The following is a 25,087-nucleotide window of genomic DNA, read 5'->3' as shown; positions in this document are numbered from 1 at the left end:
AAAAATAAGGGGAATTCAAGTTAGCGATCTGATTGAATTTTGTACAATGAAAGAAATGATAGACGGTACATATGGAATATATTCTCCAGAAAAGAAGCAGCGGGGAGCTTTATCGATTACCATCAGATATGAACAATGAAGCAGTGGAAAAATAGTTCCATGCTTTTTTCTAGAAATGGGGACTTACTTAGTGTTTCTTCTGGTTTTATAAGCATAAGATGCGTCCCCTTGATTTCCTGTACAAATTTAACCATCTGTTGAAGGAGTTAAAATATGAAGCTCATTACATGGAATGCTTCTATGCGATTCAGAGATAAAATTGATAGTATATTTCCGCTCAATGCAGATATTTTAGTCATACCGGAATGTGAAGCTCCAGAAAAATGGAGAGGGAAAGATCAACATAAGGATATTCATCAGTTTCTCTGGTTTGGTGACAATCTGAACAAAGGCATTGGAATATTCAATTTAGATGAAGCCCTTAGTATAGAGTTACATCCGTCCTATAATAAGGACTTCCGCTATATTATTCCATTAATTGTTACTGGAAAGCAAAGTTTCCTGCTGTTTGCAGTTTGGTCTCAGCTTACAAAGAGCAGGTTTGATAGTTATATAGGGCAAATATATCTAGCTTTAAAGTATTATGAATGCTTACTTAAGGAGCCTTGTATCATTGCAGGTGATTGGAACAGTAATAAAATATTTGATCATATTAAACGGGTAGGAACCCACTCAGAAGTAGTGGACCTTCTGGAGAAAATGAAAATTAGAAGCGCCTATCATCATTTGCTTAATGAAGAACATGGTCTCGAAATACAGCCAACGCATTATTTTAGGAAGAATAAATCTAGCCCATTTCACATTGATTTTATTTTTGCATCAGAAACAATCCTTAAGCAGATAAGAAATCTCAAAATCGGAACATATGAAGAATGGCTTAATTTAAGTGATCATATGCCTATATCCATGGAACTTAATACTGAATTGGATGATTGAATAAAGATCCGAGTTTCTATTTTTTTATAAGCTTTTTATTTATCAAAATCACAGGGGGAGCCTAAATGCGAACGGAGCTTTGCCCAAAATGCGGCAGCGTGATGATAGAGGATGCTTTTGAGAACATTATTGAACTTAGAGATGGGTCTATACAGATTGAGACGATTTATCCTGCCTGGGTGTGCAGTGATTTCTGCGGTTATTATGAAAAATTAGGGTTTAGGAGTGAATGAACATGTCGCGTTATTTTAAATTTGTGGCAATCAGAAAAGATGAGGAAGATTGGATGTTAAAAGAGCTTCAGGAAGGGCGGGCAAGGTTTGGCTGGAGCAGTGCTGGGTCTGACTTGAGAGTGATTAAGGCGAAATCCTCATCTGCCAGGACTGCGGATGAAAAAATCGTCTGGAGGTACACACAGTTTTTAATCAACCGGCTGACGAAGGGCGACAGACTAATCATTCAGTTAAGCAGACCATTGCGGAAATTTCTCATCGCTGAAGTGACAGGGGAGTATCATTCGACAGACCCTCAAGAGAGTGATTTTAACCATTATATAGAGTGTAAGCTTTTAACAGAGGCATTTATAAACGTGGAGTCCCAGGCGGTTTCACAGTCACTGAGGCACCACCTTTCCAAACGAGGCCATTACTATGAGATTTATGATGACCTGGCCAAGGAGGAACTGGATTGGATCTTGGAAAAATCATTGCAAAGGGATGCCGAATTTTTGCAGGCCAATGAGATTGAGCATACCGCAGAGTACGAGTCAAAGGTGCTAGAAGAAGATGTCATCATGCAAACCTATAAGCGAATTTCGACGAAATGGCCGAGTGCTTATTTTGAGAAATTTGTTGCTGACCTCATTCGTTCGACTTCTGGGTTGGAAGTCAAGAAGCAGGGAGACTCCGGTCAAGGATGGGATCTCACGATGAGGATTCTGGATCCAATCGATGGGTCAATTTTACATGAGGATATTCCAGTCCAATGCAAAAATTATATGGGTGCCGTAAAAACGAAAAGACCGATAGATGATCTGGAAAGGTGTATAAGAAACTCGGGTTCCTCGATTGCCTACCTGTTTATAATCGGAGACCTGACGGAGGAGTTTGAGGTCGAGCTTGAAAGAAGACTAGAGTTATTGAAGGCTGAAAATGAAGACATCAAATGGAGAGTCATTGGCCAGGAACAAATAGCTAAAATGTACTTGAATAGGGTTGGGTCTGGTATATAAGTCCAAGGAGTTAATATATACAGACTAGAGGGAATCTTTTTAATATCATAAAAGGAGGAAGCCAAGTTGAATAAACCCCAAACAAAGTACAAACGTCATGATCGTATTTCGCACAATGTTGATGAGGCATATGATATTGTGTTTGATAAGTGTACTCCTGTTATAAATGGAGTACCTAAAAATGAGGTCCAACTTTTAATGAGATACACAAAGAACGGAATGACTGTCAATAATGCCCCAGCGTTTGATGAAATTGATATGGTGAAAGCGATTGTGAAATTATATAATAGTTCACTAATTACCTCAGAAGCTAAAGAAATACTAAAACAAGGGATTAAATAATCAATCAATCTATAAAATGGAGGACGGTTCTCGCGTTTCAGTAGCATGGTTACTTGAACAGTAGAACCGTCTGTTTTTATGTGTTGTTTCTGATATTCATTGAGTTAAACACGGGTGTTTGTATGTTCCGGATCATTAATCAAAATATTACTCATTTCCACTGCTTGTTCATATTGTTTCATCTGGACAAAATAGCTGTACATGATTTTTCTGTATTTATTGGCATGTGTTACATGATGGTGGGAATGAAAGAATGGCAGGGCTGTTTCTGTTATGTATTGATAATATTTGTTCCATTCATTGTGGATCCGATATGTGATTAGTGTGAATAGGATTTTATATAATTCGTGATTCTCCTTTTTAGAAACAGCAACTGCCGTACAAATGTCTTTCCCTAATTGTTCCTGTGTCAGTCCAGCCTTTTTGCGGTAAAATTTGATGATTTCCCCTTCTAACATGAAATCCACTCCTGGCCCATATCATCCAATTATTTCTAGGAATTACTTTTGTCAGCTTTAAATTATTTCATTATAGCGGGTTGCCATTCACTGCACTATACGAATTATATTTTCGCAAATTAAAACCCTTAATTAGGACTATCCAATTCTTATTATTGGAAATCTAGTAAACCAAAAGCCTTTTATTCAAAGGCTGTTTTCATCTGGTCTGCTTTGTTGCGTGGATAAAGAGCGGTGATTTAACTGCGAAAAAGACGGCAGATAGCAGATAGGGTCGACGAAGAGTAAAATATAAGGGGAAGTTTTCCGGTTATTATTAAAATGGAGTTATTTTAAGCTGAAATAAGCGGAGTTTTTCCGGCTATTCAATTAAAAGTCATCAATTTTCGCGGTTTAAAATTTAATAAGCGGAATTTCTCCGCCTATTTATTTAGAACAAATTTTAATAGGGCAAAAAAAGATAAAATGTTCATGAAAAGAGCATTTAAAAAAGGACCCGATCGGGCAGATGGTTGTGATAGTCTGCTCGAACGGGTATAAGTCATTTTTATAAATCTATAAGGAATCCAAATTTTTAGCTGTGGTCAACTATTCAGCTGGAACACCCACAGCATCATAGGCAGCGGAGGATGTAAAACAAGATAACACCGGAGATCTAGCAGAACATATCAAGGTAACCATCATGTACAATACAAGCAGTGCAGCGAACACAGTGGTTGAAACGACCCTGGCTGAATTAAAAGCACAAACTCCTGATGTGACGGCCATCCCTACCTTTATTGGAAGTAGTGATGATGATCCTAATCTGCAGCCAGACGGAATTCCTGTAGGACAGCAAGAAAAAATCTTCGTTCTATTCGAGTTCGTCGATAATGGAGAAGATCAAAACCAGTTCCAGGGTGATACGCTAAAAGTAGACTGGACATTTGACGCGAAGACAGGCAATTCAACCTACCATGACGATACAGATCCAGATAACAACTAATCTATAAATGTACACAAAATGGGACCTTCCTTTACTGGAGGTCCTGTTTTTTTTAGGAGACGTAGGGACGGTGATGTGCACCCATTCGGGAGTCGAAACCATTGAATTAATTAATGTCTTCTCTAAATTTTGAAGGTTTATTATCTGATTAATAATAAGGAAGCATGGATTTTCGGGACACAAGAACCTGTGAATCCCCAGTTAAAAGGAAGTTCTGGGACGCAAGAACCGCCCTCCTATCCCATTTGTCCCACTTTCATTACCCCAATTTACGACGAGCAATAGCCAACCTTACTATGAATATAGAAAGTATTTTTACTTTTCTATCAATTTAGAATCAGGGGGATGGACATGAAGAGACGGAAGAACTTAATAACTGGGGCTTTGGCAGCTGGTTTGATGATTTCAGCTACTATACCTTTTAATGTTATGGCAGAGAAACCTAGAGTGACAGTTGAAGAAGCTGAGAGAATCCTTAACAGTCTATCGAATGAACAAAGAGAAGCGTTGCAGCAGCTAGAGGTAGGTCCTGGATTTATCATTTCACCTGAAGTGAATACGAAAACTCCTGAACTTGTAGATGTGATCGTCGAGTTCAGCCAGGCACCGGCAAAGGTTGAGGTGAAGAAAGCGGCTTTGAAGGGGAAAAAGCTGGCACTTGGCACTGCGAAGGACAAAGTAGAGCAATCCCACAAGGAATTCAAGGAACATGTAAAAGCCCTGAAGATTAAGAGAAGTGGTACCCTCTATGATCCTAGTTCAATCGAAATTAAACGTGAATACAAAAATGCCTTTAACGGAGTCTCGATGAGTTTGCCGGGAACTGCTGTTGAAGAGCTTCTCCAATCAGGGGCAGTCAAGAGGATCTGGAGCAATGCCCAGGTTCAGCTGGAGTTCCCAAACGGCGAGCAGCAAAAAATTACCCCTAAGATGGCAGATAGCATACCGCAAATTGGGGTGGATAAACTGCATGATGAAGGAATCACGGGCGAGGGCATCAAAGTAGGGGTATTGGATACAGGTCTTGATTATACTCACCCCGATCTAACAGATTCATATAAAGGATACCGCGGGCAGGAGGGTATCGATCCTAAATCAGTCGATCCGTCTTCTGTAAAAGGCTGGGACTTCATTAATAATGATGCGGATCCGATGGAAACAACTTATTCAGATTGGAAAGGTACCAAAAATCCAGAATACAACTATTCAGGAGGAGCTTACTATACATCTCATGGTACACATGTATCAGGGACGATTGCTGCGCAAAAACAAAACAGTGTGGATTATGCGGTAAAAGGGGTTGCGCCTGATGTTGATTTGTATGGATATAAAGTGCTGGGACCATATGGGACCGGACAGACTGATGGCGTGCTGGCTGGAATTGATAAGGCGGTTGCCGATGGAATGGATGTCATCAACCTGTCACTTGGAGCAGGAGTCAACGATCCTTTATATCCAACATCTGTAGCGATTAATAATGCCATGCTTTCTGGAGTCGTTTCAGTCGTAGCTGCAGGAAATGCCGGGCCGAATGAAAAGACATTGGGTTCTCCTGGTACGAGTGCATTCGGCATTACCGTAGGTGCAAGTGACGCTGCTATGTCCATTCCGTCCTTTAAGGGTAGTGCCGGGGATCTGAATTTTGAAAATATGAAACTTCTTGCGAAAAATTTTACCGATAACCTGAAGGATCTGGAAGGAAAATCGTATCCGCTTGTGTTCGCAGGATTGGGCAAGCCAGAGGATTTCAATGGCCAGGATCTGATTGGAAAAATCGCGCTGATTGAACGGGGAGAGCTTACCTTTGAAGCGAAGGTCCAGAATGCGAAAAATGCTGGCGCAATGGCTGTGATCATCTACAACAACGAAGAAGGCGAAATCCCGGTTTATATCGGTGAAAATACGAAATACATTCCTACGTTCCAGTTGTCAAAAGCGGATGGAGAGTATCTTAAGGGAATGATTGATGCATCCATTATGTTCAATCAGCTTTCTTCGATTAAAACAGAGGGGGATTCTCTTGCGGACTTCAGCTCAAGAGGGCCGGTCAACAGCAGCTACGATATCAAGCCGGATCTGGTAGCACCTGGAGTATCTATTTTCTCCACCTATCCTGAGTATATGAACAGCCCGGAGGAAGGCATTGATTTTACCGCAGCCTACGCAAGGTTGAATGGGACCTCGATGGCGACTCCTCATGTTGCTGGGGTTGCAGCATTGATTTTACAAGAACAGCCAGGGATTGACCCGTTCGCAGTGAAAGCAGCCCTGATGAACACGGCAGATGATTTGAAGAGTGATTACTCGGTCTATGAGGTAGGAACCGGTAGGGTGGATGCCTATCAAGCGGTCCATTCGGATGTTGCTTTTAAAGTAGTCGATAAAACAGATCATATTGAAAACGGTGAATATGTAGAAGTAGAGGATCTTACAGGCTCTCTCAGCTTTGGCAACCATTATATCGATGGCGGAGATGTCCAGAATAGCCGCAAGATTAACGTAATGAATAAAGGTACACAAACTAAATCGTTTAAGGCAGAAATCGAGTATCATCAGGCAAGAGAAGGTGTACAGGATGGCCTTGAAAATAAAATAAAGGTGAATGTTCCGGCAACCTTTTCGGTAGCAGCAGGAGAGATGAAAGCGATCGAAGCCGCTATCACCATTCCGCAAGATGCTGAACTAGGGCGTTACGAAGGTTATATTCATTTTACAAATGAAGCAAATCCAGAGGAGAGCTACCAGGTTCCTTTTGCCATTCGTGTGACAGATAAAGGCATAGCATATGCTGAGCCGCTCTCGCCTTCCGTATCGAATGATACACCGTTCCATCAGTACTATGCACCTGGAACGCATTTTGCTTTCAAGTTCAAAAGCCCGATGGAGCGTTTTGACCTGATCGTGAAAGATGCCAAAACAGGGGAGGCAGTTGGCGTGATTGGAAGCTATGACGCAACAAATGCTGTCCCTGATCGAGAGTATCTCATTTTCTTTGGCCATAGAGGACTTGCTTACCCGTTTACAGGGGATAAGAAGCAGCCAATTGCCGATTATATTCACAAGCTGCCTGAGGGTGAATATGTCCTTGATCTGATCAGTACGGATCAAGATGGAAAAACCTATCATTCTGAAAGTGTTGGGGTAGTCGATAATACACCGCCAAAAGTGGAGCTTGATATTGAACCTGGGGTAACAGAAGTGAATGACAGCATGTTGACAGAGGAAGATGGGACCCGTGCTCTCTGGGTACATGGAAAGGTAACCGATACAACGGTCGATTTACTGCAGGAAAGAGGCTTTGATTACACACAGAAGTCGAATACTGTAGGCTATTATGAAAATGGCCTTGCGTTCATCATGGGATTCCTGCGACTTGCCGATAATGGGGATACAAAATTCGGGGTGCTTCCTGAAGAGTATGGGACAAAACCATATCAGCTCGGTTTGATGCCATGGGATATAGCAACCGCTGCCGACAGTTTAGGGTCCCCTAAATACGTCTTTTTAAAAGAGGGTACAGGGTACGCAACAAGCCGATTCAATAAGGAAAGTGCGCAGTTAAATGATGAAATTACAGTGACTCTTGATTTGAATAACGTGAAAAAAATGGTTTCAGGTTCTTTAAATATTGATCTATTTATTGACACGATGGAATTCCAGCATGTAAAAGTAAACGAGGAATTTGAAAAGCTTGCTGCAGAACAAGGTGCGGAAGTGAAGCTTGACGAGCCAGTAGTCGGTAATAACACTGTAAAGGTAGGGGCTTCCCTGGAAGGACAGGGATTTGAGGGAATCAGCGGCGATACCCCATTCCTTGACGTCACATTCAAACTTATTGATGATACATTCAGCAGTAAAAGTCTGGGAGTCCGCTTGAAGGAATTAACTTACCAGGAGCAAGGCAAGGCAGAATTAACAAAAATCCCGGCTTACGGCTTAACAAGCTTCAAAGTTATTTCCAAGCATTCCAGACTGAGTGGAAACATATCCCCAGAAGCATTCCTGACAGAAGGCGGCTGGATCGACCGTAAGTATGACTTAACAAAGCTGAACCTAAAGGTTTATGCAAAAGGAAAGGATGGCAGCATTTATCCTGCCAACTTAGATGATCGCGGATTATACGAAGTGATTGTTCCAGCTGGTGTTTCCTATACGATTTTCACGGAAATTCCAGGTCATTTAACACAGGTGAAGAACGTCATGGGCGGTATTCAAGTGAATGACGAATACCGTGGGATTTACTGGAGGGACAATCCGGGAAAGAATCTCGCTGGTGATGTGACAGGAGACCAAATCATTGATATCCGTGATCTCAAAGAGGTTGTAAACCATTATGGTGAAAAGAACCCAGACAATGTCAACCTGGATCTCAATCAAGATGGTATGGTTGATGAAACCGATGTGAGGTTCATTGAGAAAAACTTCATGTCCAAAGGCCAGGCAGCAGGAAAAGGTGCGCAGCCAATGGCGACCATCGGAAAAAAGGGATTAAAAGACTTTTTGAATATGATCGGCCTTGAACCAAAGGAATAATTATTTTTAGCAGAAAAAGCGGGAGAAAAGTCTCCTGCTTTTTTGTTATAATGTTAAAAACTATTTTTCATCGAGGTGCCGCATGATAGAGGGGAAAATCATCAAATTTTACAGAGAAAAAGCGAATTTGACACAAGGGGAGCTGTGCAATGAAATATGCTCCGTTACCCATCTTAGTAAGATTGAGAGAGGAATTACCGAATATTCTCCTGAAATAACAGCGCTTCTTGCAAAAAAACTAAACATTAAACTTGAAGATGAAATCATCCGCCATCACCAATCATCACAGAAACTGGATCAATGGCTGGAAGCGATGATCATGCAGCGGGAAAATGATTCAAGGTCCTTAAAAGAGGAGCTCGAAAAAGAACGTTTAATTGGCATGCCGGAGTTTCAGATTTTATTCCGATTGTATTCAGCAAGGTATTATCTATTTGAACATAAATTAGAATTGGCTTATAACATGATACTAAGCTTGCAAAAACAAGACGGGGATCTGTCTCCTCAAAATCAAAATGCATTAAAGCACACTCTAGGGATCTATCATTTTTTAAAAGGACAATTTCGAGATTGTATCGACTGTTTAACTTCCATCAACCCCGAACAATATAGCAATGAAGAATATTTTTATCATTTAGCGCTTGCCTATCATGCAATCCATTCCAATATCACCGCTTACTATTACGGGAAGAAAGCTTTGGCCTTTTTCCAGAGGACATTAAATATCATTCGAATTATTGATACGGAAATGTTACTGATTGTTCAACTGAATGCAAAAGAGCTTCACGATTTTGCCGAGACGAAGGCAAAGTACGAGCAATTGATTAAATTGAGTGAATCTCTTCACTCCAAAGACAGGATCGGAAAGATCTATCATAACCTCGGGTTTGAATGCTACCGTCGGAAAATGTACAAAGAATCTGCCGATTACTATCAAAAAGCAATCGATTTATTGGGAGAGGCATCACCTCATTATCTATCTAGTCTGGATGGCTATATTCATACTTGTCATAGTGGAAGGCTATATTCAGCGGCCACCCTCAGAACGCTCGCCGAAAAAGGCCTGGAGCATGCCAACTCCATGAACTCCCCTGACTGGATGAACTTTCAGCTGCACTTGTATAAACTGACAAAACAAGAAGAGAAATATTTTCAACTGATCGAGGAGAAGGTAATCCCCTATTACAAACAAATCGGATACGTTATCCTCATCGACCATTATGAAAGAAAACTCTTTAAATATTATTTACAAAATGGGAATAAAGAAGAAGCATTAGAACTCGCAAGCACATACATATCTTCGAAAAAGAGTTTTTATGATTATGAATGAGACATGGGAGCAAGGGGACGTACCCCTTGCTCCCTTTTTCGTGATTTATTTTATGAAGCAAAAGGTCCGTCAAAAAAATGTTAAACTTCAAACAAAACTTCATTCTTTTCTCACACTTGCAGAATATGATTAATGATATTTTGAATCATTTATAAAGGAGATTGAAAAAGTGAAAACAGTAAAAACAAAGACAGACCCGATAAAAGCAAATCCGCGACCTCTTATAATTACTACAAACAGATTGATTGAACGGGGTGTTTAAAATGAAAAAATATCTGATCCTATTTATTACTCTATTTTTTATCATTACAGGATGCTCCAATTCAGATTCAGGAGTAAACAAAGAGAAAGAACCTGAATTATTGGAAGTGGACCTTATTACTCCAGAAGATATTCCTGTGGGTGACGAAGTCGTTCTGGCAGCGGAAGTGACACAAGGGGAAGAAAAAGTGGAAGATGCTGATGAAGTCAAATTCGAAGTTCGCAAAGTGGGGGACGAGGATTCGGAAATGATTAAGGCAACTCATCAAGGAAAAGGTATGTATGAAATAAAGAAAACCTTTAAAGAAGATGGGGAGTATATGGTAACGGCCCATGTTACGGCAAGGTCCATGCATAATATGCCAAGTGAAAAATTAACGGTTGGAAATCCTGCTGGAACTGACAGTGAAACAGAACATCAACATGGTGACTCTGCAGACTCCCATGAGAATGGGGAAGGAGCAGAAGGTGACCACCATCATAGTCATGTATCAATTGACCTGGATACTAACCATGATTTTAAAGTGAATCAGAAAGTGAATCTATCAGCTCAAATTAAAAACGAAAATCAGCCTTTAACAGACGCAGCAGTCCGATTCGAGATTTGGCATGGCGAGGATTCCGTCCATGAATTTATCGAAGCGGCTGAAATAGAAAATGGTGTCTATATTTATGAGAAAGTATTCCCGAAATCAGGAACGTATCATATAAAGGTTCATGTTGAAAAGGGAGACATTCACGACCATAAAGAGGAAACCATTACAGTGAATTAGTGAGCAGCAAACAACTGTTAAAAAGATAAGTAAAGAGCGTTGATCCAAAAATGAAGGATTAACGCTCTTTTTGTTGAACTTAACTAACAATCATGCTCCATTCTTGTCATATATTGAACTTTTTAGTTATATCAGCAAGTTAAACAGGTGCTTATCTATAAAAAGGGGAGTAATAAATGGATCGATTTTATTCATTGTGCCTTCAAGGAGATCTAAATGCAGCATTGGACTATCTAAGTTCTATTCAGCCAAAAACAAAGGATATGGAAGAGATACAGCAGATGTATATGGAAAGGTTTTATTCCAAGGAACCAGTTGAACCTATTCTGAATGAAGATAAATGGATTAAGGATGTACTGGCAGCATATCATCAATATTTCCGAACCGTATTAACCAATGCAGATTTAATGCATCATGCTGAGTTAGAACTGAATAATAGATTGAAAATGATTTTAAAAGTTGAGTCCCCAGTCACGAATGATGAAATTGAAAATAAGCTGGCTGCTATTTTTGTTAAAAAGGGATATCATTTCTTGGGCGGAGTTACTCCTCCATTTAGAGGAGCATATATTTGGAAACGGTGTGAATCGATTGATTTTAATGTTGAAATTCCTCATCAATCGGTCACTGTGACTGTACATATGATGTCAGATTTCTTGCTTGAAGGCTGGATGGGATTCGCAACTTTCAACAATAGAACAGTCGGCGGATGGGCAAATGAGGCCGGCTTGTATTGTCATTTCAAACGTTACAAAAACTTAGATCACGACGATTTTCAGGTATCGTATTTAAAACACGAAGCCCAGCATTTATCTGACTACAGATCCTTTCCTGGTTTGAACTCCGCTGAATTAGAATATCGGGCAAAGCTAGTAGAGCTTATTTATACCAAAGATCACTCAATATTAAAGAAATTCCTGAACGATGCAAAAAATGACCCTGATTTTCCCCACCCGTATGCTTCATACAACATTATGAAGGATCTGTCTTATGCAATATTTGAAAAAGATTATGAGTCTAATATAAATGTTTGGTTGGAAGAAGATTATCAAAACATATCTTCCAAAGCCCTGGAGCTTTTTGATAAGAATACAAGTGAACTGAAAACGTCTGCTTGTTGAAAAGGAACAAGGGCATGCCCCCGTGTCACTACGGAATAAGTTATCATGAATTTATGTTCAAGTGGAAAAGTATGAAGAGGTGAGGAAGTGAAAGGATCTGTCATTGAAGAAACAAAAAGTCCCAACGAAGAATTTAGTATGAGAAAGGCTATGCCAATATTTGCAATACTATCACTGGTTTTGGGAGTATTACTAATTGTGTTTATTAAATCAGGGATTGTATCAATAGAAGATTCTTTTTCATTCGCATCCCCTTTTAAACTGTTAGTTAGTAGTCTGATCGCTTCAATTGGTCTGATTTTGTTTGGGGTTGTTTTAACATTAATAACTCCCGCAAAATTTATTGATGAGACAAATAAAACATACCAAAATGAAGGCCTGTTCAACATCATCATCTTTATGTTTTTGGCCGTGTTATTTGAGGAGTTATTGTTTAGAGGTATTATTCAAGGCTATATTTTTTACACCTTCGACCATTACTGGGCTGCGATTATCGGTACAACCGTTCTATTTACTGTTTACCATTTTCAATATTTCAAAAAACCAGTAATGCTGTTCAATTTAGTGGTTCCTGCTTTTGTATTTTGCTGGATTTTCTTTTATTCAAGTAACCTGATCGTCCCAATTGCGACGCACTTTTTAATGAACGTCGGGATGACTTTATTGTTTAAATATAATCTCATAAAGTTAAAGGGGATATGATGATAAGTGGCGGCGTGTTGGAAATTAGGCTCTCTGCTATCTGCCTAGCCAGGAGTAATGGAAGTGGTTCCTGCAAATAAAAAACTTGGCCGTTGAAGCCAAGTCTTAGTAAGTGATAGGCTGGAATTCTTCTTTCAGCAGCCCCATCATAATGGTGTCAAGGAATATAAAGACCGTTATAGAAGAAGTCCAAGGCAGCAGGGTGGTAAGGTCTGAGGGGGGGAGAACGTGGGGACAGTTCTTATGTTTCAAGTAAATTGTATATTTTAGCAGTTTATGAACGCCGGAACCGTCCCTGTGTTTCTAAAAAAGACCGTCTTGAAACGGTCTAATTTTAAACAATCTTAAATCTCTCTTGTTTGTTGTCCGCGTAAAATGGAACTGACAATATGGCGGGAGTCCCACTCGCCTCCAGAAAACTTTATGATCGGGTACTTTTTAGGAAAGAGTTTTTTACAGATTTCATCGGCAGGTTCGCCTTTCTCATGGAGCGTGATGACGTCATGTTGGATGGACAGCAGATAATCGAGCTTGCGGGTTAGAGCAACACGACCATTTTCTACATACCCTGCATGACTGCAAAACATCTCCTCGAAGTCATAGGTAAGTACCCGTTTTATGGAGTCGATGATTTGCGGGATGCTTTCGTCTGTCATCACCACCTTGGTGCGTTCCTGAACAAATAAATCATTGGCCTGTTTCCCTGTTTAAAAAGGCCTTATGGTCATGTGCATGGCCTGGTGTATCGATCGCATCCCAGGTTGCGGTGTTGGAAGTGAAAGTTTCAGGCATCTCTTGAGCGTGGAATGGCTTTCTTCGGCCCCAGAAAAGCTGTCGGTATAAGGGATAATCTGCCTTCAGGCTGCAAGACTGAATAGACTTTTGGTCCAGATATATAGGTTGTTGTGTTGATTTTACGGCATAGGCGGCACAGCCTGTATGGTCTTCATGAAAATGAGTCAGCACGACCTGATGGAAATCCACCTCATCAATGAAGGCCTCAAAATACTTCTTCAAGGATTGTGCTCCAGTATCGATTAAAATGCCATCAACGGCAAAACTATAGACGTTTAAGGAGACACCCTGAAAACGAACTTTTCCATTAATAAATGCGACTCCACTTTTCTCGCCTTTTGATGCACTTTTTTTTAGAAGCAATTTCATCACACCCTCAACGTTAAATCTCCTGTTACGCTAACTATAACTCAAAGGGAGCGAAGGGACGGAACTTTTGCTGCTTTTTCGGGAATTTTTTAAAAGCAAAAGATACATCCATCTGCCTGTCTCATTTTCCAGTTCATTCTTCCATTTCCGAATGGAAATGTGGTCCTGCACTTCTCGCTCTTCGACAACACCGCCTTATTCCTTCTTGCTACTTCCCCACCAGCCTTTCTTCCGAAAGTATAAGGCGATGGATACACCAGTCACAAGCATTAAAACTAGCGCGTAAAGATAGCCGTAATCCCACTTTAACTCTGGAATGACCTCGAAGTTCATGCCATATAAACCCGCTAAAAAAGTCATCGGCAGGAATATGACGCTTACGAGAGTCAATGTCTTCATGATTGTATTGGAGTGATCGGCCTTAAGTGTCATTTGCAAATTAAAAATGCTGTTAAGGCTTTCTTTGAATGTGTCGAGTGCATTAATGATTCGGGCATAGTTATTGTTAAGATTTCGTATGAAAAATCCAGACTCTTCATTAGTGAAAGAAAACTTTTCTGAACTAATGGTTTCCATTACATCTTCCTGTGCCTCCATTGTCTGTCTTAATTCATGCAGGGTCGCTTTCCACCTATATACACTTCTGGCAATATTGTTTTCAAATGGATCTTTAAAAACCTTTTTTTCTAAGCTTTGAATTTCATCTGCAATTTTATCAATCATTTCTAAATCCTGAGAGATGGTTTGGTCAAGAATGTGAAATAGAATCATTCCAACATGAGACATATTTTGGGGAGTTTCAAGGAATGGCTGTTCTAAGTTTTTTACTAAATGAAGGTCTTTTTCAACCTTTGATACTACGTAATTATGGCCAATCAATATTGTGATTTTAACTCGGGTATAATCCTGCTGTATCGCGATTAGTGAAATAATGGCTTCATTTTTAAACACATCAATCTTTGGAATATCACTAAATTCCTGTAATTCTTTCAATGCCAAAGGGTGAATGTCCAAGCTTTTGATAAAGTGTTGAAATTTATCGGCATTCGATGGATGAAAATGGATCCATGCGATATCTTCCCTGGAAGCAGGAAGGGAAAGATCTTCTGTTTTTGTAACGGACTTATTGTTTGATGAGTATATGAGCATCTATATTTGTCTCCTAATATGGATTTACCATTATTTTGTGTTGTTATAGAAATTTTTATTTTCGAACTAGCTTTAGTTTTAAGGCATAAGGGGCAAAAAGACAGTTCTTGTGTCCCGAAGATAGAAGAGGCAGCGGATTAGCCCTGCCTTTTTTAAAAATGGAAAGTATAATTAAAATTGTTATACATTGGTTAAAAAATAGTAGAATATCATAGGTAAGGTGAGGTTGGATCATGGGTTTCCAAAAATGGCTTCGTATTTTACTGCCTGAGCTTCAGTTGTTCGATTATGTACAGGCGATGGGATTCAGAGGCAAGAAGTAGAAGTTGGGTGGACAGGCGCAGGCGATGGTTTATCCGGTTGCATTGAGGACAGAATCGGTAGGTAGGGATCCGCACATGTGCCTTATTCTGCTTGTGGTGTCGGAGAAGTAGTGGAGGATGCAAAGTACGGTATGAAGCAGATGGGCTTGAACCGGTCCAATGATGAGCTGGATACATTTTTACTGAGATTAAGAAGGAACTGAATAGCAGGATTTTGCGCCAGGGAGCATTCGTTGATGAACTGCTGGTCTCATATAAGAAAGCCTTTTTTAAGAGAGAAAGGAAAGGTTCTAAGATCTTGCTGGCAGACCAGCTGGAACACGTCTTAAGTTCGGACAACTTTACAGAGATTACCGTCAAAACTGTCCGAAGTAGCCTCAAGTTCGGCCAACTTTATACAGATTCCGGTTAAAGCTGTCCGAAGTAGCCCAATTTCGAAAAGCTTGGGAACATGGGAACGTATCTTTTGCTCCTTTTTCGTAATTGTTTTGGGAAGCAAAAGGTCTGTCCCTCTGCTTCTCTAATTAAGAAAGCCACACTTCTTTACGAAGTATGGCTTCCTCTCGTCCATTTTTCATTAATGGCTTTCACAGAACAATGTAAGCTGTTATCAAATTTTAAACTGTTTGATCAATGCAGCTAATTCGGCACTGGCCCCATTTAGCTCTATGGCAGATTGGGTTACTGAACCTAACGCACGTACCTGTTCATCAGTAGATGCACTAACCTGTTCAGATGAAGCTGCCGATTGTTCCGCAACGGAGGCGATGCTTTGAATGGACGCTACTACATCGTCTTTTAGCTCATTGATATTCGCTACATCCGCCTTTATTGTATCAATGGATTGAACAATATTTTGAATGGTTTGAGAGATTTCATTAAAAGCAATTTCTGTATGGCTAACTGCTTCGTTTTGCAAATGGGATATCTTAAGGGTTTGTTCCATTTCCTTCACGACGATATTGGTTTCGTTTTCGATGGAGGAAATGGTGATTTTAACTTGTTGTGCCGCTTTTGCCGACTGCTCCGCCAGTTTTCGAACTTCCTCTGCAACAACGGCAAAGCCTCTTCCGCTTTCGCCAGCCCTTGCTGCCTCAATACTTGCATTTAAAGCAAGAAGATTGGTCTGTTCGGAAATTTCCGTTATGGAATGGATAACCTGTTCTATTTCTTGAACTTTTGAAGCCAACTTGTTAATGACATTTCCTACATTCTTAATGACTTCATCACTTTCTCCAGTACTATGCCTAAGGGAATTCATTTGTTCAAGTCCTTGTTGATTTGTTTTCTCCGCTTGTCTCGATAGTCCTGTCATTTGATCCATGCTTTCCTGAACTTTTTCAATTTGAAGTGACAAGCTTACAGTACGATTATTTGCTTCATCAGAATCCTGAGCTTGCTGTGTAGCTCCTGCGGCCACCTCACCAATGGCTTTGGCCACTTCCTCACTTGCAGCGATGGTTTCTTCAGCAACTGCAGTTAAGTTCGAAGCAGAATCATTGACGCTTTCAACCGAATTTTCTACGGATGAAATGAGTGTACGCATATTCTCAACCATCACATTGAAGTGTTCTGTAAGCTGGCCGGTTTCATCCTTAGAATTTGCCTCTACATTAACGGTCAGGTCACCTTTAGCTACCTTCTGGACCTGACTATTCAACAAAGTGATCGGATTGGCTATGCTTCTTGCCAGGAAATAGGTAATGGCGAGGCTAGCAAGAACGGTCAATGAAGCTATGATTAGAATCAAATTTCTTAGCTTTTGTGCACTTGCCAATAATTCGTTGGTTTCATACACCATTCCAATTTTCCAGTTTGTCTGGTCCAGGGTTTGATAAAATAACTGTTTTTCTGTTTTACCTTCCTCATATTTTGTAAAACCTGCATCTTTTTCTTTTAACACTGAGAAATATGGTTTCTTGCTTAAATCCTTGCCCTGTTCTTTCGGATGGACGAGCGCCATTCCATTACTGTCTAATAGTAAGGAGTATCCTTTATATCCTACTGCGGTCTTATTAATCATTTCTGACAAACCCGATAAGCTTAAATCTAATCCTACAACTCCCAGCACTTCCTTCGATACTAGATCTATAACGGGTTTAACAACCGTAACCACGTATTCACCTGAACTGGCATCCAGGTATGGTTCTGTCCAAAGTGCTTTATCCGGTGATTTAAGAGCAGCTGTATACCATGGCCGTCCAGTCGGATCAAAGTCCGTCGGCAAATCAATAACTGGGGTCGTTTTAAATTGTTTTGTTTCAGCCCCAACGTAAATAACAGCTACGTTTTGATTAAGTCCCATAAAATTCTCAAAATCACTGCTTACAATAGGCCAATATGCTTCCAAGCCTGTTTGTTCGTTCTGCTTCACTTCTTTTAAATATTCAACTATCCGATTATCTTTGCTGTAGCGGTCAACCGTGCTGCCATAAAAGTTAAGATAAAGATCAATGTTGCTCTTTAAATCGTCGATTTGAGATTTTGAACTGGTATTTACGTTTGATAGAATTTCTCTTTTCGTTTGAAAATACGTTAGTGCTGAGACTCCTATTAGCGTGATTGCAATTAGCACGCTCATTGTAAGCATAATCTTGGTTTGAATTTTCTTAAACATCCTTTTGCCTCCTAGTCCCTTTTCAAAAACAATTTCTTGTTTATTTATCGGAACAAAAGGAAGAGAATTTATAATTTTACTACTTGTAAAATAATACAGTACTTTCTCACTTGTACTCTAATTGAGAATTTTCTATTTTTATGTTCATATTACGTTTATTTTAAAGCGCTGTTATCTAAAATGGTCATCTTCATTTTTAAGTCTTGTCCTGTTTAACCGACTCATCATTATTTCTTTGTTTTTTATTCTTCCCCGGGAGTTTAAAAAGTCCATTCCTATGCTAAGGTTCCTCCGATTTGAAGGAGTGTTGATCCAAGAAGGATTAACGCTCTTTTTGTTGAACTTAATTAAACACCTAGATAGAAAGGAGTTTGCGATGAAGACGGTTAAAACCAGGCTAGGTCATACAACGAAAGAAGAGATGCAAAAAAATATCAGATTTATAACTATTGCATTTTTTATTATGAGCCTGTTTATGTCAGTGGTAAATTTACAGTCAATCTCCATCCTGCCAAGCTGGCTAAATATATGTAATATCATTCTGCTAATCTGTTCGATTGCGCTATTTGGATACGGTTTATCCCTTTCTAAAAAGTATACATCCTGGATTAAGGGAGGGCTGCAGCTCTTCTTTTTCCTGCTGGTAATAAGCTTTCAACTACTCCTGACGTCAACTGGAATGTATACAATTGGAGTCAGGGAGGGACAAATTATCGAGGAAGTAAACTACTCTCAGTTAACCCTGGTCCTATATGCTGCTAGTGCTGTCATTTATGTTGTTTTGTCTCTATTCATCTCATCCCAAAAATTTAGGGAAATGAATGGTTATAAAGCATATGTGACGGGAACCATTGGAGCCGTGGTTATTATTGCGATCATATTTATTGCGCTCAATTTTATAAGAAATACATACTTCATCCAACCAGATACGGTAAAAGAATCTTATGAGTTTTTCATAGGTTCTGTCCTGGCTCTTTTTCCTGCTACAGTATTGGGGATTAGTATGATCCATGTGAAAAAGCGTGCATGAAGAATGGAGTTTTGCTATCAACAATAGTCTTATAGAGGAGGATGAAATTTGCAAAGCGCCAAAAATTTTAAGCCTGAGTATATTACCATTCTTTTAACAGCAATAGTGAGCGTTGTTCTAGTTTTAACCTTTTTTACAGGACAGACTTCACTTAAGGAAGTGCTTACATATTCTTTGATCATTGTTTTGCTCTCATTTTTAACGAAGGATATTAAAGAAAGATTCACTACGGAAAAAAGGGCTTATAAGTATATTGCTCTGATATTTTTGTTTGCTTACTTATCCCTGATCTAATAGTTCATTTTTGATGCGAAGAGGACCGTATAGGAGGAGTCTCATATGATCACAGAAAGAAATATCCAGTTACCGAATTCAATAGGGTTGAATGTAAAATATTCATCTGTAAAGAAACCCGCAGTCTTGTTTCTTCATTTTAGCGGAGGGACTTTGAATATGTGGGATGGCATTCTGAACATGTTCATTGAGGAGTATCGAGTTATTGCTCCTGATTTCAGGGGGCATGGGAAATCGGATAAGCCACCGACGGGCTATCATATTGATGATTTAGCTCAGGATTTATACCTGCTGCTCCAGGCACTTGATGTCCAGAGCTGTCATATTGTGGGCAGTTCGATGGGGGCTGAGATTGGATTGAGTTTGGCAGCGTCTCATCCTGATATGGTGAAGTCGATTGTTTGTGAAGGTGCTCTTTACAATGAGTTTGGGGAGTATGGAATCTTCAATGGGACTGCGGAGGAGATTGCTGCTGAAAAAGAGAGACAGAGGAAGAAGTTATTGGAGCGAAGAATGCCCGAACACCCATCCCTCGGAGATTACCTGTCTGAAGCGAAGGAGCCGATCGAACGGCTGGGTATCCTGAATGAACATTTCCTGAGCTACCTGAAAAGCACGGCAGAAGAGCTGGATGACGGCACCGTAACCAGTCATTACCGGAATCATGTCAGGATGGAGTACATGGAAAAATACTGGGACCTTCAATTCGAGGAATATTATAAGAAGATTAAATGCCCGGTCCTTTTTATGCCAAGTGAAGAGGAATATGCTGATGAAACAATCAGGAGAAGCCTGGATGCTTTTTCAAAGCTTGTGGATTCGCATGAAATCATCAAAGTGGAAGGTTCCATGCATGCCTACGTTTGGATGCAGCTCCCGGAACAGGCAGGACTCGCAGTGAAGCATTTCTTGGAGCGGGTTGCAAAGCATGAGGATGTGGCTGAGTCTTCTGGTCATCGCTGATTTTCTATTAATCTTAGAAACTGGGTTGCCTGTACATTTGTAGATGGCAGCCCTTTCTTTATGGAATACCATGTTACAATTAGCTGCATAAGATGGAATATTTATTATTGTTGTTGTCTTAGGCTAGCTGTAAAGACAACTACAAAATTTTTAATTTTGCTGGAAAAAATCCCCTGTTTTTTCCAATTCGCTATAAAACCGAAAAAATCGCTATAAAAATGGAATTCTCGCTATAAAACCCGAAAAAGTCGCTATAAAAATGAGAATTCCGCTATAAAAATAAAAAAGTCGCTATAAAAACCAAATGGGGACTGAGGAACGGTGCCCATATACCGGGAAATTGAAATAAGTAGCCTATTTACCGATATAAAATGAGTCATAAACGTTAATTAAAAATATTAAAAGAGGGAGTAAGCTATGTTTTGGTTCTTTATTGTGATATTTTTTGCTGATTTGATATTAGGTTTGATGCAAGCGCCGGGATGGCTAATTATATTGGTCAATCTTGTTATAATTTTAGTTTTTATGTACAGAAGTTTTTATCCGTTTCTTTTTGAGAAGGATCCTGAAAAAATCATGGACTTCATGAAGAAATCAAAACATCCGCAATTTCAATTTCATTATTATTTTTTCAATGATGAGTTGGAGGAAGCGGAGGACAGGATGCATAAGATTAAATCTCCTTTTTATCAAAAGCTGAATCATGTGAACCTGCTTGTAAAAAGGAAGCAGTTTGATGAAGCAGAAGAAATGGCGAGAGGGTTAAAGGACAATATGTATAAATGGTATTCCCTTGCTGGGATTGCGATGGAGCAGGGAGATCGTGAAACATATAGAAAGTACAAAGAAAAAGTGAGGAATCCCTTTTACCGCAGGTTATTGGAATTGGATGAGATGGTCCATGACGGGGAGAAGGAAAAGGTGCTCAATGAATTGGAGACTATGATTCCGAATTTGCGGGGAGCCAAGCTGCTTAGCGTGATTCAGTACAAGCAGGAACTTTTACGGAATGAGGATTAAAAGCAAATACTTAGCATGGGGCGTACCCTGTGCTCTTTGTTTAGGAGACAGCAGAACCATCCGCTGTCTCTTTCACCCTCCTAGCTAACTTCTCTTTTCAGCAAATAACAAAAATAGTGTTGCTAAAGGCCCTAATAAAAGTGAGAGCAAAAACCAATTCAATCCGGTCCGATTCTTTCCTTGTGCAAGTCCAGCATTTATTAACGCCAAGGTGCCCCAACCCACAAAATATTGATTATCCATTATCTTACGCCTCCGGTCCAATAAAAAGTGCAGCTAACGAATTAGCTATCTATATATAACAATTATACTACTAATCATTTAAAATTTGAGAAATGTTGGAAATTAATATGCGGAAAGCTGCTCCTTTCCATTTTTTTAGAATGCATAATCTAGAGACAGAAGAACCGTCCTCTGGGAACAAAATAACGTACAGGAAATTTATGTTAAGATTTATATACAGGGTCCAAGCATCAATGCGTTATTTATAAGGGAGAGGTGCAATATGAAATTTCGTATAACCAATGAGGTAAACGATAGTAATAAAAGCCATGTTAATCAAAAACTTTATGAATATAATTTAAGCCATTTTCCTGAGGATTTAAGAGGAAGATACCGAGAAGTGAATTTCTTTTTACTAGATGAAGATGGGAATGTTCGTGGGGGCATTTTGGGAGAGGTATGTTGGAATTGGCTGGAAATACATACGCTTATGGTCGATGAAGATCTCCGCGGCTCAGGATATGGAACTCAATTGTTAGGAGAAATGGAACAAATCGCCGTAGAGAGCAATTGCGATTTTATAAAGGTGGATACTCTGAGCTTTCAGGCGCTGGATTTTTATCAAAATAACGGGTATACCGTTTACGGCACACTGGATAATGTGGGAAGGGATTTCAAGCATTTCTATTTAAAGAAGGATCTTTTAAGCGGGGAATCATTGTGAAAGTAGTCACGGCACAGTTAAGAGATCTAAACGCGATTGTTCAAGTAGACCGTCAAGTGATAGGGAATACGAGCAGAAAAGATTTTATTGAGAAAGCGATTAAGCAAGGGCGTTGTATTCTAGTGAATGAAAATGAGGATGTTGCTGGATTTTTGATATATGATACTCATTTTTTTGAATGTACGTTTATATCCCTGGTTATTGTATCTCCCGCAAAGAGACGAAAGGGTATTGCGAGTCAATTGATGAATGATCTGGTTCGTATGGCTCCTACTGATAAAATTTTCTCCTCTACAAATCGTTCTAACGAAAGCATGCAGAAAGTATTTGAAGCAAATGGATTTGTCGAGAGTGGTATTGTCGAAAACTTGGATGAAGGTGACCCTGAAATCATCTACTTTAAATCAAAGATTCTATCATAGGGTTTTGGGGGCTAGGGTTCTGTGGTGATCAGAGATGGGGAAGGCAGCAGGATGCCTAGGATTTGGTAAGGCTCAAAATTCTAATGTTTAATAAAAGGAAAAAGCAAAGGATGATTCCTTTGCTTTTACTTTTGGTCGTCAATAGTATTCGATAGGACAATCTTATTGGCCTTCAATGCTTGCTTTAAGGTTGCCTGTGTTGGTGTTTTATGGAAGTTTATTCCTAGTTGGACTGCTGTCTGGGCAATTTCTGGACGGATCCCGCTAATATGTACTTTTACTCCGATTAACTTCAAGATGTCGATAATTTGGAATAACTGGTTTGCTACCATTGTATCAATAATGGAGACGCCTGATAAATCGATAAACAGGTGTGTTAGATGGTAATCTTTGCTTTGCATCAGGACGGATTCTGTAATGTGCTTTGCACGCTGGGTATCGATATCTCCCACAAGCGGCAATACTCCGATAGAATCTGAGAGTGGTATGATCGGGGCGCTCAATTCATTGATCAATTCACTTTGGACAGAAATTCGATCATTGTAATAGTTATAATATTTTTCAGCAAAGGTTTCGATGATTGTATCAAATGTGGAATGGATCAATGTGCTCCAATGCAGGATTTCTGTATCGGAAACCTCCCCTTTATTCTCCATCACGAACAGGTGAACATGCTCCCAGAAAATTCCTCTAAATACCTTGAATTGATGAATGACCTCGTGGAGAGGAGTTCTTGTCTCAACACGATCCATCGCAACGGCTTGAGCCCACGTTTTAATCTCTTGATTCACTTCGTTTTCGCTGGCGACCAGTACACTAGCTACCGTTCTAATAAATAGTCCATTTTGCTCCCTTAATCGGTCCTCAGCTCGATGGTTGTCACAAGAGGAGTATACACTTGTAGGGTCATTTGCTCTCTTGCTTAACCATTTATTGGTTAGAATGGAAGGGTCTTCAGTAATGAAATCATAGAGTTTCTGATTATTAGAATTCATGATTTTCTCCTTAATTTCTGATATCAAAATGGTCATTTCAAGTTAAATATAAAGAATATAATAGATAAAATCAATTTTTTGTATGCTAAGGATTGGGCTTGCATTTATTGGCTGTTATTAGTTTGAGGAAACAGATTTACCATCTTCATAGTGGCTGTGATGGAGAAAAGACGGCTGCCCATTGTGCTAAGGTCTAAACCTTGAAAGCAGGATATTTTCTGTGGAATAAAGAATAAAGAATTGGTATTGAAGCATGGCAAGAGAGAAGTGTCTTTTTATCAAGTGAAGAAGCATAACGTCTAATTTGAAAGGATGGGCATCATGAAGATCGAAGCACTAAAAATGGAGCGACAGGGAGATTTTTTTGAATACTGTAAAAAACATCGAAAGGAACTGGATGATTCCTTTTTGTATGATGAAGATTTGGAGAACTTTAAGGCGGATGCCGAAAATCCTACTTATATTATGAATGACTCAAATGGCCAAATAAAGGGTGCTGCTTCTCTTATTCTGGATGACTACCATCGAAGGGGCAATAGGGCAAGATTCCGGATTTTTCATTGTGAATCACATGATGACCAGGACTATAAAAGACTGTTTGAGGCAGTATTAAAACATACAACGTCATTGGATCATGTATTTCTATTTGTTCCTTTGCTTAACGAGCAATTGAAGGTCGTCATGGAAAAGCTTAATTTTGACGTGGAAAGATATACTTTTCTGCTGGTCAGGGAGGACTTGGAGCCCCGGGAACTGGCTATTCCAAAAGGTTTTGAGATTAAGAGCTTCAGGCCAGGCTTGGATGAGGATGCCTGGTGTCTGGTAAGGAATGCTGCCTTCTCGACGCTGAAGGGAAGTGAAACGGCGATTACACCCGAGATGGTCGCAAAAATGCCGTCAGAGTCTGATTACCTGGATGGCGGTATGATGATTCTCTATGAGAACGACGAGCCAGTTGGAGTGGTGAGAGGGTCGGACGATGAGTATGAAGATTCACCAATCATGAACATAGGACCAGTCGCTGTTTTGCCGGAATACCAGGGGAGAGGATTAGGCAGGGTGCTGTTAAGAGCCGCAATCAAGTTTTCGAAGGAAAAAGGGTACAAAAGATGTGTGCTTTGCGTGAATGGAGACAATGAACAAGCTAAAGCCCTCTACCTGCAGGAAGGGTTCGAACAGACAGAAGGAGTAGTCTGTTATCGATATGAACTTAAGTGAAGCATCGGGATCGCCCCCGGTGTTTCCTCTTTTTTTAGCGTATGGGTAAAAGGGGAAGAGTCACATGTTGAATGTCTAAAAGTATGAGACGGGAGAACAGAAACAGGGTCTCCTTCTTACTTTCTTCTCCTCAGTTTTTCTAAATACAGGGCTATCCCTATGTAGATGCTGAAGAGAAGAACTATGAATAAGGGAGTGGATAGAGAATCCATCG

22 protein-coding genes and 2 pseudogenes are annotated in these 25,087 nt (G+C 39.8%); 18 read left to right on the top strand and 6 right to left on the bottom strand.

Going from position 1 to position 25,087, the window contains the following annotated elements; translation table 11 throughout:
* Positions 1-273: 273 nt before the first annotated feature.
* From AB5I83_RS13310 to AB5I83_RS13295, 4 genes are all read left to right on the top strand, one after another.
* Positions 274-996: an endonuclease/exonuclease/phosphatase family protein gene (locus AB5I83_RS13310; RefSeq protein ID WP_448975969.1), complete on the top strand. Its 723-nt coding sequence runs from the start codon at positions 274-276 to the stop codon at positions 994-996.
* Positions 997-1,061: 65 nt separating this feature from the next.
* A complete protein-coding gene (locus tag AB5I83_RS13305; RefSeq protein ID WP_448975968.1) occupies positions 1,062-1,229 on the top strand; it encodes a hypothetical protein in 168 nt (55 codons plus the stop codon).
* A 2-nt stretch (positions 1,230-1,231) separates the two neighbouring features.
* Positions 1,232-2,227: a hypothetical protein gene (locus AB5I83_RS13300; RefSeq protein WP_448975967.1), complete on the top strand. Its 996-nt coding sequence runs from the start codon at positions 1,232-1,234 to the stop codon at positions 2,225-2,227.
* 66 nt (positions 2,228-2,293) lie between these two features.
* Positions 2,294-2,569, top strand: coding sequence for a hypothetical protein (locus tag AB5I83_RS13295; RefSeq protein WP_448975966.1), 276 nt, complete (start codon positions 2,294-2,296; stop codon positions 2,567-2,569).
* A gap of 104 nt (positions 2,570-2,673) precedes the next feature.
* Here AB5I83_RS13295 and AB5I83_RS13290 read toward each other — a convergent pair whose 3' ends face one another.
* Positions 2,674-3,027 carry a helix-turn-helix domain-containing protein gene (locus tag AB5I83_RS13290; RefSeq protein WP_448975965.1) on the bottom strand — a complete coding sequence of 118 codons (354 nt, stop codon included), beginning with the start codon at positions 3,025-3,027 and terminating at the stop codon, positions 2,674-2,676.
* 637 nt (positions 3,028-3,664) lie between these two features.
* On the opposite strand from AB5I83_RS13290, the pseudogene AB5I83_RS13285 reads away from it, so the two are divergent.
* The 6 genes and pseudogenes from AB5I83_RS13285 to AB5I83_RS13260 form a co-directional block, all read left to right on the top strand.
* Positions 3,665-4,012, top strand: a pseudogene (locus tag AB5I83_RS13285) (TasA family protein); the annotation flags it as partial.
* Positions 4,013-4,363: 351 nt separating this feature from the next.
* Positions 4,364-8,545 (top strand): S8 family serine peptidase, encoded by a 4,182-nt coding sequence (locus AB5I83_RS13280; RefSeq protein ID WP_448975964.1) that lies wholly within the window; start codon positions 4,364-4,366, stop codon positions 8,543-8,545.
* An 82-nt stretch (positions 8,546-8,627) separates the two neighbouring features.
* Positions 8,628-9,875: a helix-turn-helix domain-containing protein gene (locus tag AB5I83_RS13275; RefSeq protein WP_448975963.1), complete on the top strand. Its 1,248-nt coding sequence runs from the start codon at positions 8,628-8,630 to the stop codon at positions 9,873-9,875.
* 263 nt (positions 9,876-10,138) lie between these two features.
* Complete coding sequence (locus AB5I83_RS13270; RefSeq protein WP_448975962.1) at positions 10,139-10,909, top strand: FixH family protein; 771 nt, start codon at positions 10,139-10,141, stop codon at positions 10,907-10,909.
* 176 nt (positions 10,910-11,085) lie between these two features.
* Positions 11,086-12,030: a hypothetical protein gene (locus AB5I83_RS13265; protein ID WP_448975961.1), complete on the top strand. Its 945-nt coding sequence runs from the start codon at positions 11,086-11,088 to the stop codon at positions 12,028-12,030.
* Positions 12,031-12,117: 87 nt separating this feature from the next.
* Complete coding sequence (locus tag AB5I83_RS13260; protein ID WP_448975960.1) at positions 12,118-12,732, top strand: CPBP family intramembrane glutamic endopeptidase; 615 nt, start codon at positions 12,118-12,120, stop codon at positions 12,730-12,732.
* Positions 12,733-13,076: 344 nt separating this feature from the next.
* On the opposite strand, the pseudogene AB5I83_RS13255 reads toward AB5I83_RS13260, so the two are convergent.
* Both AB5I83_RS13255 and AB5I83_RS13250 read right to left on the bottom strand, forming a co-directional pair.
* A pseudogene (locus AB5I83_RS13255) lies at positions 13,077-13,896 on the bottom strand (MBL fold metallo-hydrolase).
* A gap of 195 nt (positions 13,897-14,091) precedes the next feature.
* A complete protein-coding gene (locus AB5I83_RS13250) occupies positions 14,092-15,045 on the bottom strand; it encodes a magnesium transporter CorA family protein (RefSeq protein ID WP_448975959.1) in 954 nt (317 codons plus the stop codon).
* Positions 15,046-15,445: 400 nt separating this feature from the next.
* On the opposite strand from AB5I83_RS13250, the gene AB5I83_RS13245 reads away from it, so the two are divergent.
* Entirely contained in the window at positions 15,446-15,571 is a 126-nt protein-coding gene (locus tag AB5I83_RS13245) for a hypothetical protein (protein WP_448975958.1), read from the top strand.
* A gap of 407 nt (positions 15,572-15,978) precedes the next feature.
* On the opposite strand, the gene AB5I83_RS13240 is transcribed toward AB5I83_RS13245, so the two are convergent.
* Positions 15,979-17,985: a methyl-accepting chemotaxis protein gene (locus tag AB5I83_RS13240; protein ID WP_448975957.1), complete on the bottom strand. Its 2,007-nt coding sequence runs from the start codon at positions 17,983-17,985 to the stop codon at positions 15,979-15,981.
* 376 nt (positions 17,986-18,361) lie between these two features.
* Here AB5I83_RS13240 and AB5I83_RS13235 point away from each other — a divergent pair, with 376 nt between their 5' ends.
* The 4 genes from AB5I83_RS13235 to AB5I83_RS13220 all read left to right on the top strand — a co-directional run bounded on the left by AB5I83_RS13235 (position 18,362) and on the right by AB5I83_RS13220 (position 21,292).
* The gene (locus tag AB5I83_RS13235; protein ID WP_448975956.1) at positions 18,362-19,015 is read left to right on the top strand and encodes a hypothetical protein; all 654 of its coding nucleotides are present in this window, start codon (positions 18,362-18,364) and stop codon (positions 19,013-19,015) included.
* Between the two features lie 48 nt (positions 19,016-19,063).
* Positions 19,064-19,309 carry a hypothetical protein gene (locus AB5I83_RS13230; protein ID WP_448975955.1) on the top strand — a complete coding sequence of 82 codons (246 nt, stop codon included), beginning with the start codon at positions 19,064-19,066 and terminating at the stop codon, positions 19,307-19,309.
* Positions 19,310-19,354: 45 nt separating this feature from the next.
* Complete coding sequence (locus AB5I83_RS13225) at positions 19,355-20,272, top strand: alpha/beta fold hydrolase (RefSeq protein ID WP_448975954.1); 918 nt, start codon at positions 19,355-19,357, stop codon at positions 20,270-20,272.
* Between the two features lie 417 nt (positions 20,273-20,689).
* On the top strand, positions 20,690-21,292 hold the full coding sequence (locus tag AB5I83_RS13220; protein WP_448975953.1) for a hypothetical protein: 603 nt from the start codon (positions 20,690-20,692) through the stop codon (positions 21,290-21,292).
* Positions 21,293-21,376: 84 nt separating this feature from the next.
* On the opposite strand, the gene AB5I83_RS13215 is transcribed toward AB5I83_RS13220, so the two are convergent.
* The gene (locus AB5I83_RS13215) at positions 21,377-21,535 is read right to left on the bottom strand and encodes a hypothetical protein (RefSeq protein ID WP_226086734.1); all 159 of its coding nucleotides are present in this window, start codon (positions 21,533-21,535) and stop codon (positions 21,377-21,379) included.
* A gap of 262 nt (positions 21,536-21,797) precedes the next feature.
* Here AB5I83_RS13215 and AB5I83_RS13210 point away from each other — a divergent pair, with 262 nt between their 5' ends.
* Together AB5I83_RS13210 and AB5I83_RS13205 are read left to right on the top strand one after the other, a co-directional pair.
* Positions 21,798-22,238, top strand: a complete 441-nt coding sequence (locus tag AB5I83_RS13210) for a GNAT family N-acetyltransferase (protein WP_448975952.1) — start codon at positions 21,798-21,800, stop codon at positions 22,236-22,238.
* Positions 22,232-22,660, top strand: coding sequence for an N-acetyltransferase family protein (locus AB5I83_RS13205; protein ID WP_448975988.1), 429 nt, complete (start codon positions 22,232-22,234; stop codon positions 22,658-22,660). The genes AB5I83_RS13210 and AB5I83_RS13205 overlap by 7 nt, the downstream gene beginning before the upstream one ends.
* Before the next feature lie 125 nt (positions 22,661-22,785).
* Here AB5I83_RS13205 and AB5I83_RS13200 read toward each other — a convergent pair whose 3' ends face one another.
* The gene (locus tag AB5I83_RS13200) at positions 22,786-23,655 is read right to left on the bottom strand and encodes an STAS domain-containing protein (RefSeq protein WP_448975951.1); all 870 of its coding nucleotides are present in this window, start codon (positions 23,653-23,655) and stop codon (positions 22,786-22,788) included.
* Between the two features lie 321 nt (positions 23,656-23,976).
* Here AB5I83_RS13200 and AB5I83_RS13195 point away from each other — a divergent pair, with 321 nt between their 5' ends.
* Positions 23,977-24,873: a GNAT family N-acetyltransferase gene (locus AB5I83_RS13195; protein WP_448975950.1), complete on the top strand. Its 897-nt coding sequence runs from the start codon at positions 23,977-23,979 to the stop codon at positions 24,871-24,873.
* The last annotated feature ends 214 nt before the right edge of the window (positions 24,874-25,087 follow it).

The sequence above is a fragment of the Mesobacillus sp. LC4 genome, assembly GCF_053543455.1.
This window is presented reverse-complemented; position numbering and strand designations above follow the sequence as displayed.

Bases quoted from the DNA above. Each gene is read 5' to 3' on its own strand.
- AB5I83_RS13280 (WP_448975964.1), top strand. From the start codon at position 4,364: ATGAAGAGACGGAAGAACTTAATAACTGGGGCTTTGGCAGCTGGTTTG.
- AB5I83_RS13310 (WP_448975969.1), top strand. From the start codon at position 274: ATGAAGCTCATTACATGGAATGCTTCTATGCGATTCAGAGATAAAATT.
- AB5I83_RS13235 (WP_448975956.1), top strand. From the start codon at position 18,362: ATGAAGACGGTTAAAACCAGGCTAGGTCATACAACGAAAGAAGAGATG.
- AB5I83_RS13215 (WP_226086734.1), bottom strand. From the start codon at position 21,535: ATGGATAATCAATATTTTGTGGGTTGGGGCACCTTGGCGTTAATAAAT.
- AB5I83_RS13210 (WP_448975952.1), top strand. From the start codon at position 21,798: ATGAAATTTCGTATAACCAATGAGGTAAACGATAGTAATAAAAGCCAT.
- AB5I83_RS13275 (WP_448975963.1), top strand. From the start codon at position 8,628: ATGATAGAGGGGAAAATCATCAAATTTTACAGAGAAAAAGCGAATTTG.
- AB5I83_RS13265 (WP_448975961.1), top strand. From the start codon at position 11,086: ATGGATCGATTTTATTCATTGTGCCTTCAAGGAGATCTAAATGCAGCA.
- AB5I83_RS13225 (WP_448975954.1), top strand. From the start codon at position 19,355: ATGATCACAGAAAGAAATATCCAGTTACCGAATTCAATAGGGTTGAAT.
- AB5I83_RS13240 (WP_448975957.1), bottom strand. From the start codon at position 17,985: ATGTTTAAGAAAATTCAAACCAAGATTATGCTTACAATGAGCGTGCTA.
- AB5I83_RS13305 (WP_448975968.1), top strand. From the start codon at position 1,062: ATGCGAACGGAGCTTTGCCCAAAATGCGGCAGCGTGATGATAGAGGAT.
- AB5I83_RS13195 (WP_448975950.1), top strand. From the start codon at position 23,977: ATGAAGATCGAAGCACTAAAAATGGAGCGACAGGGAGATTTTTTTGAA.
- AB5I83_RS13300 (WP_448975967.1), top strand. From the start codon at position 1,232: ATGTCGCGTTATTTTAAATTTGTGGCAATCAGAAAAGATGAGGAAGAT.
- AB5I83_RS13250 (WP_448975959.1), bottom strand. From the start codon at position 15,045: ATGCTCATATACTCATCAAACAATAAGTCCGTTACAAAAACAGAAGAT.
- AB5I83_RS13200 (WP_448975951.1), bottom strand. From the start codon at position 23,655: ATGAATTCTAATAATCAGAAACTCTATGATTTCATTACTGAAGACCCT.
- AB5I83_RS13290 (WP_448975965.1), bottom strand. From the start codon at position 3,027: ATGTTAGAAGGGGAAATCATCAAATTTTACCGCAAAAAGGCTGGACTG.
- AB5I83_RS13270 (WP_448975962.1), top strand. From the start codon at position 10,139: ATGAAAAAATATCTGATCCTATTTATTACTCTATTTTTTATCATTACA.
- AB5I83_RS13220 (WP_448975953.1), top strand. From the start codon at position 20,690: ATGTTTTGGTTCTTTATTGTGATATTTTTTGCTGATTTGATATTAGGT.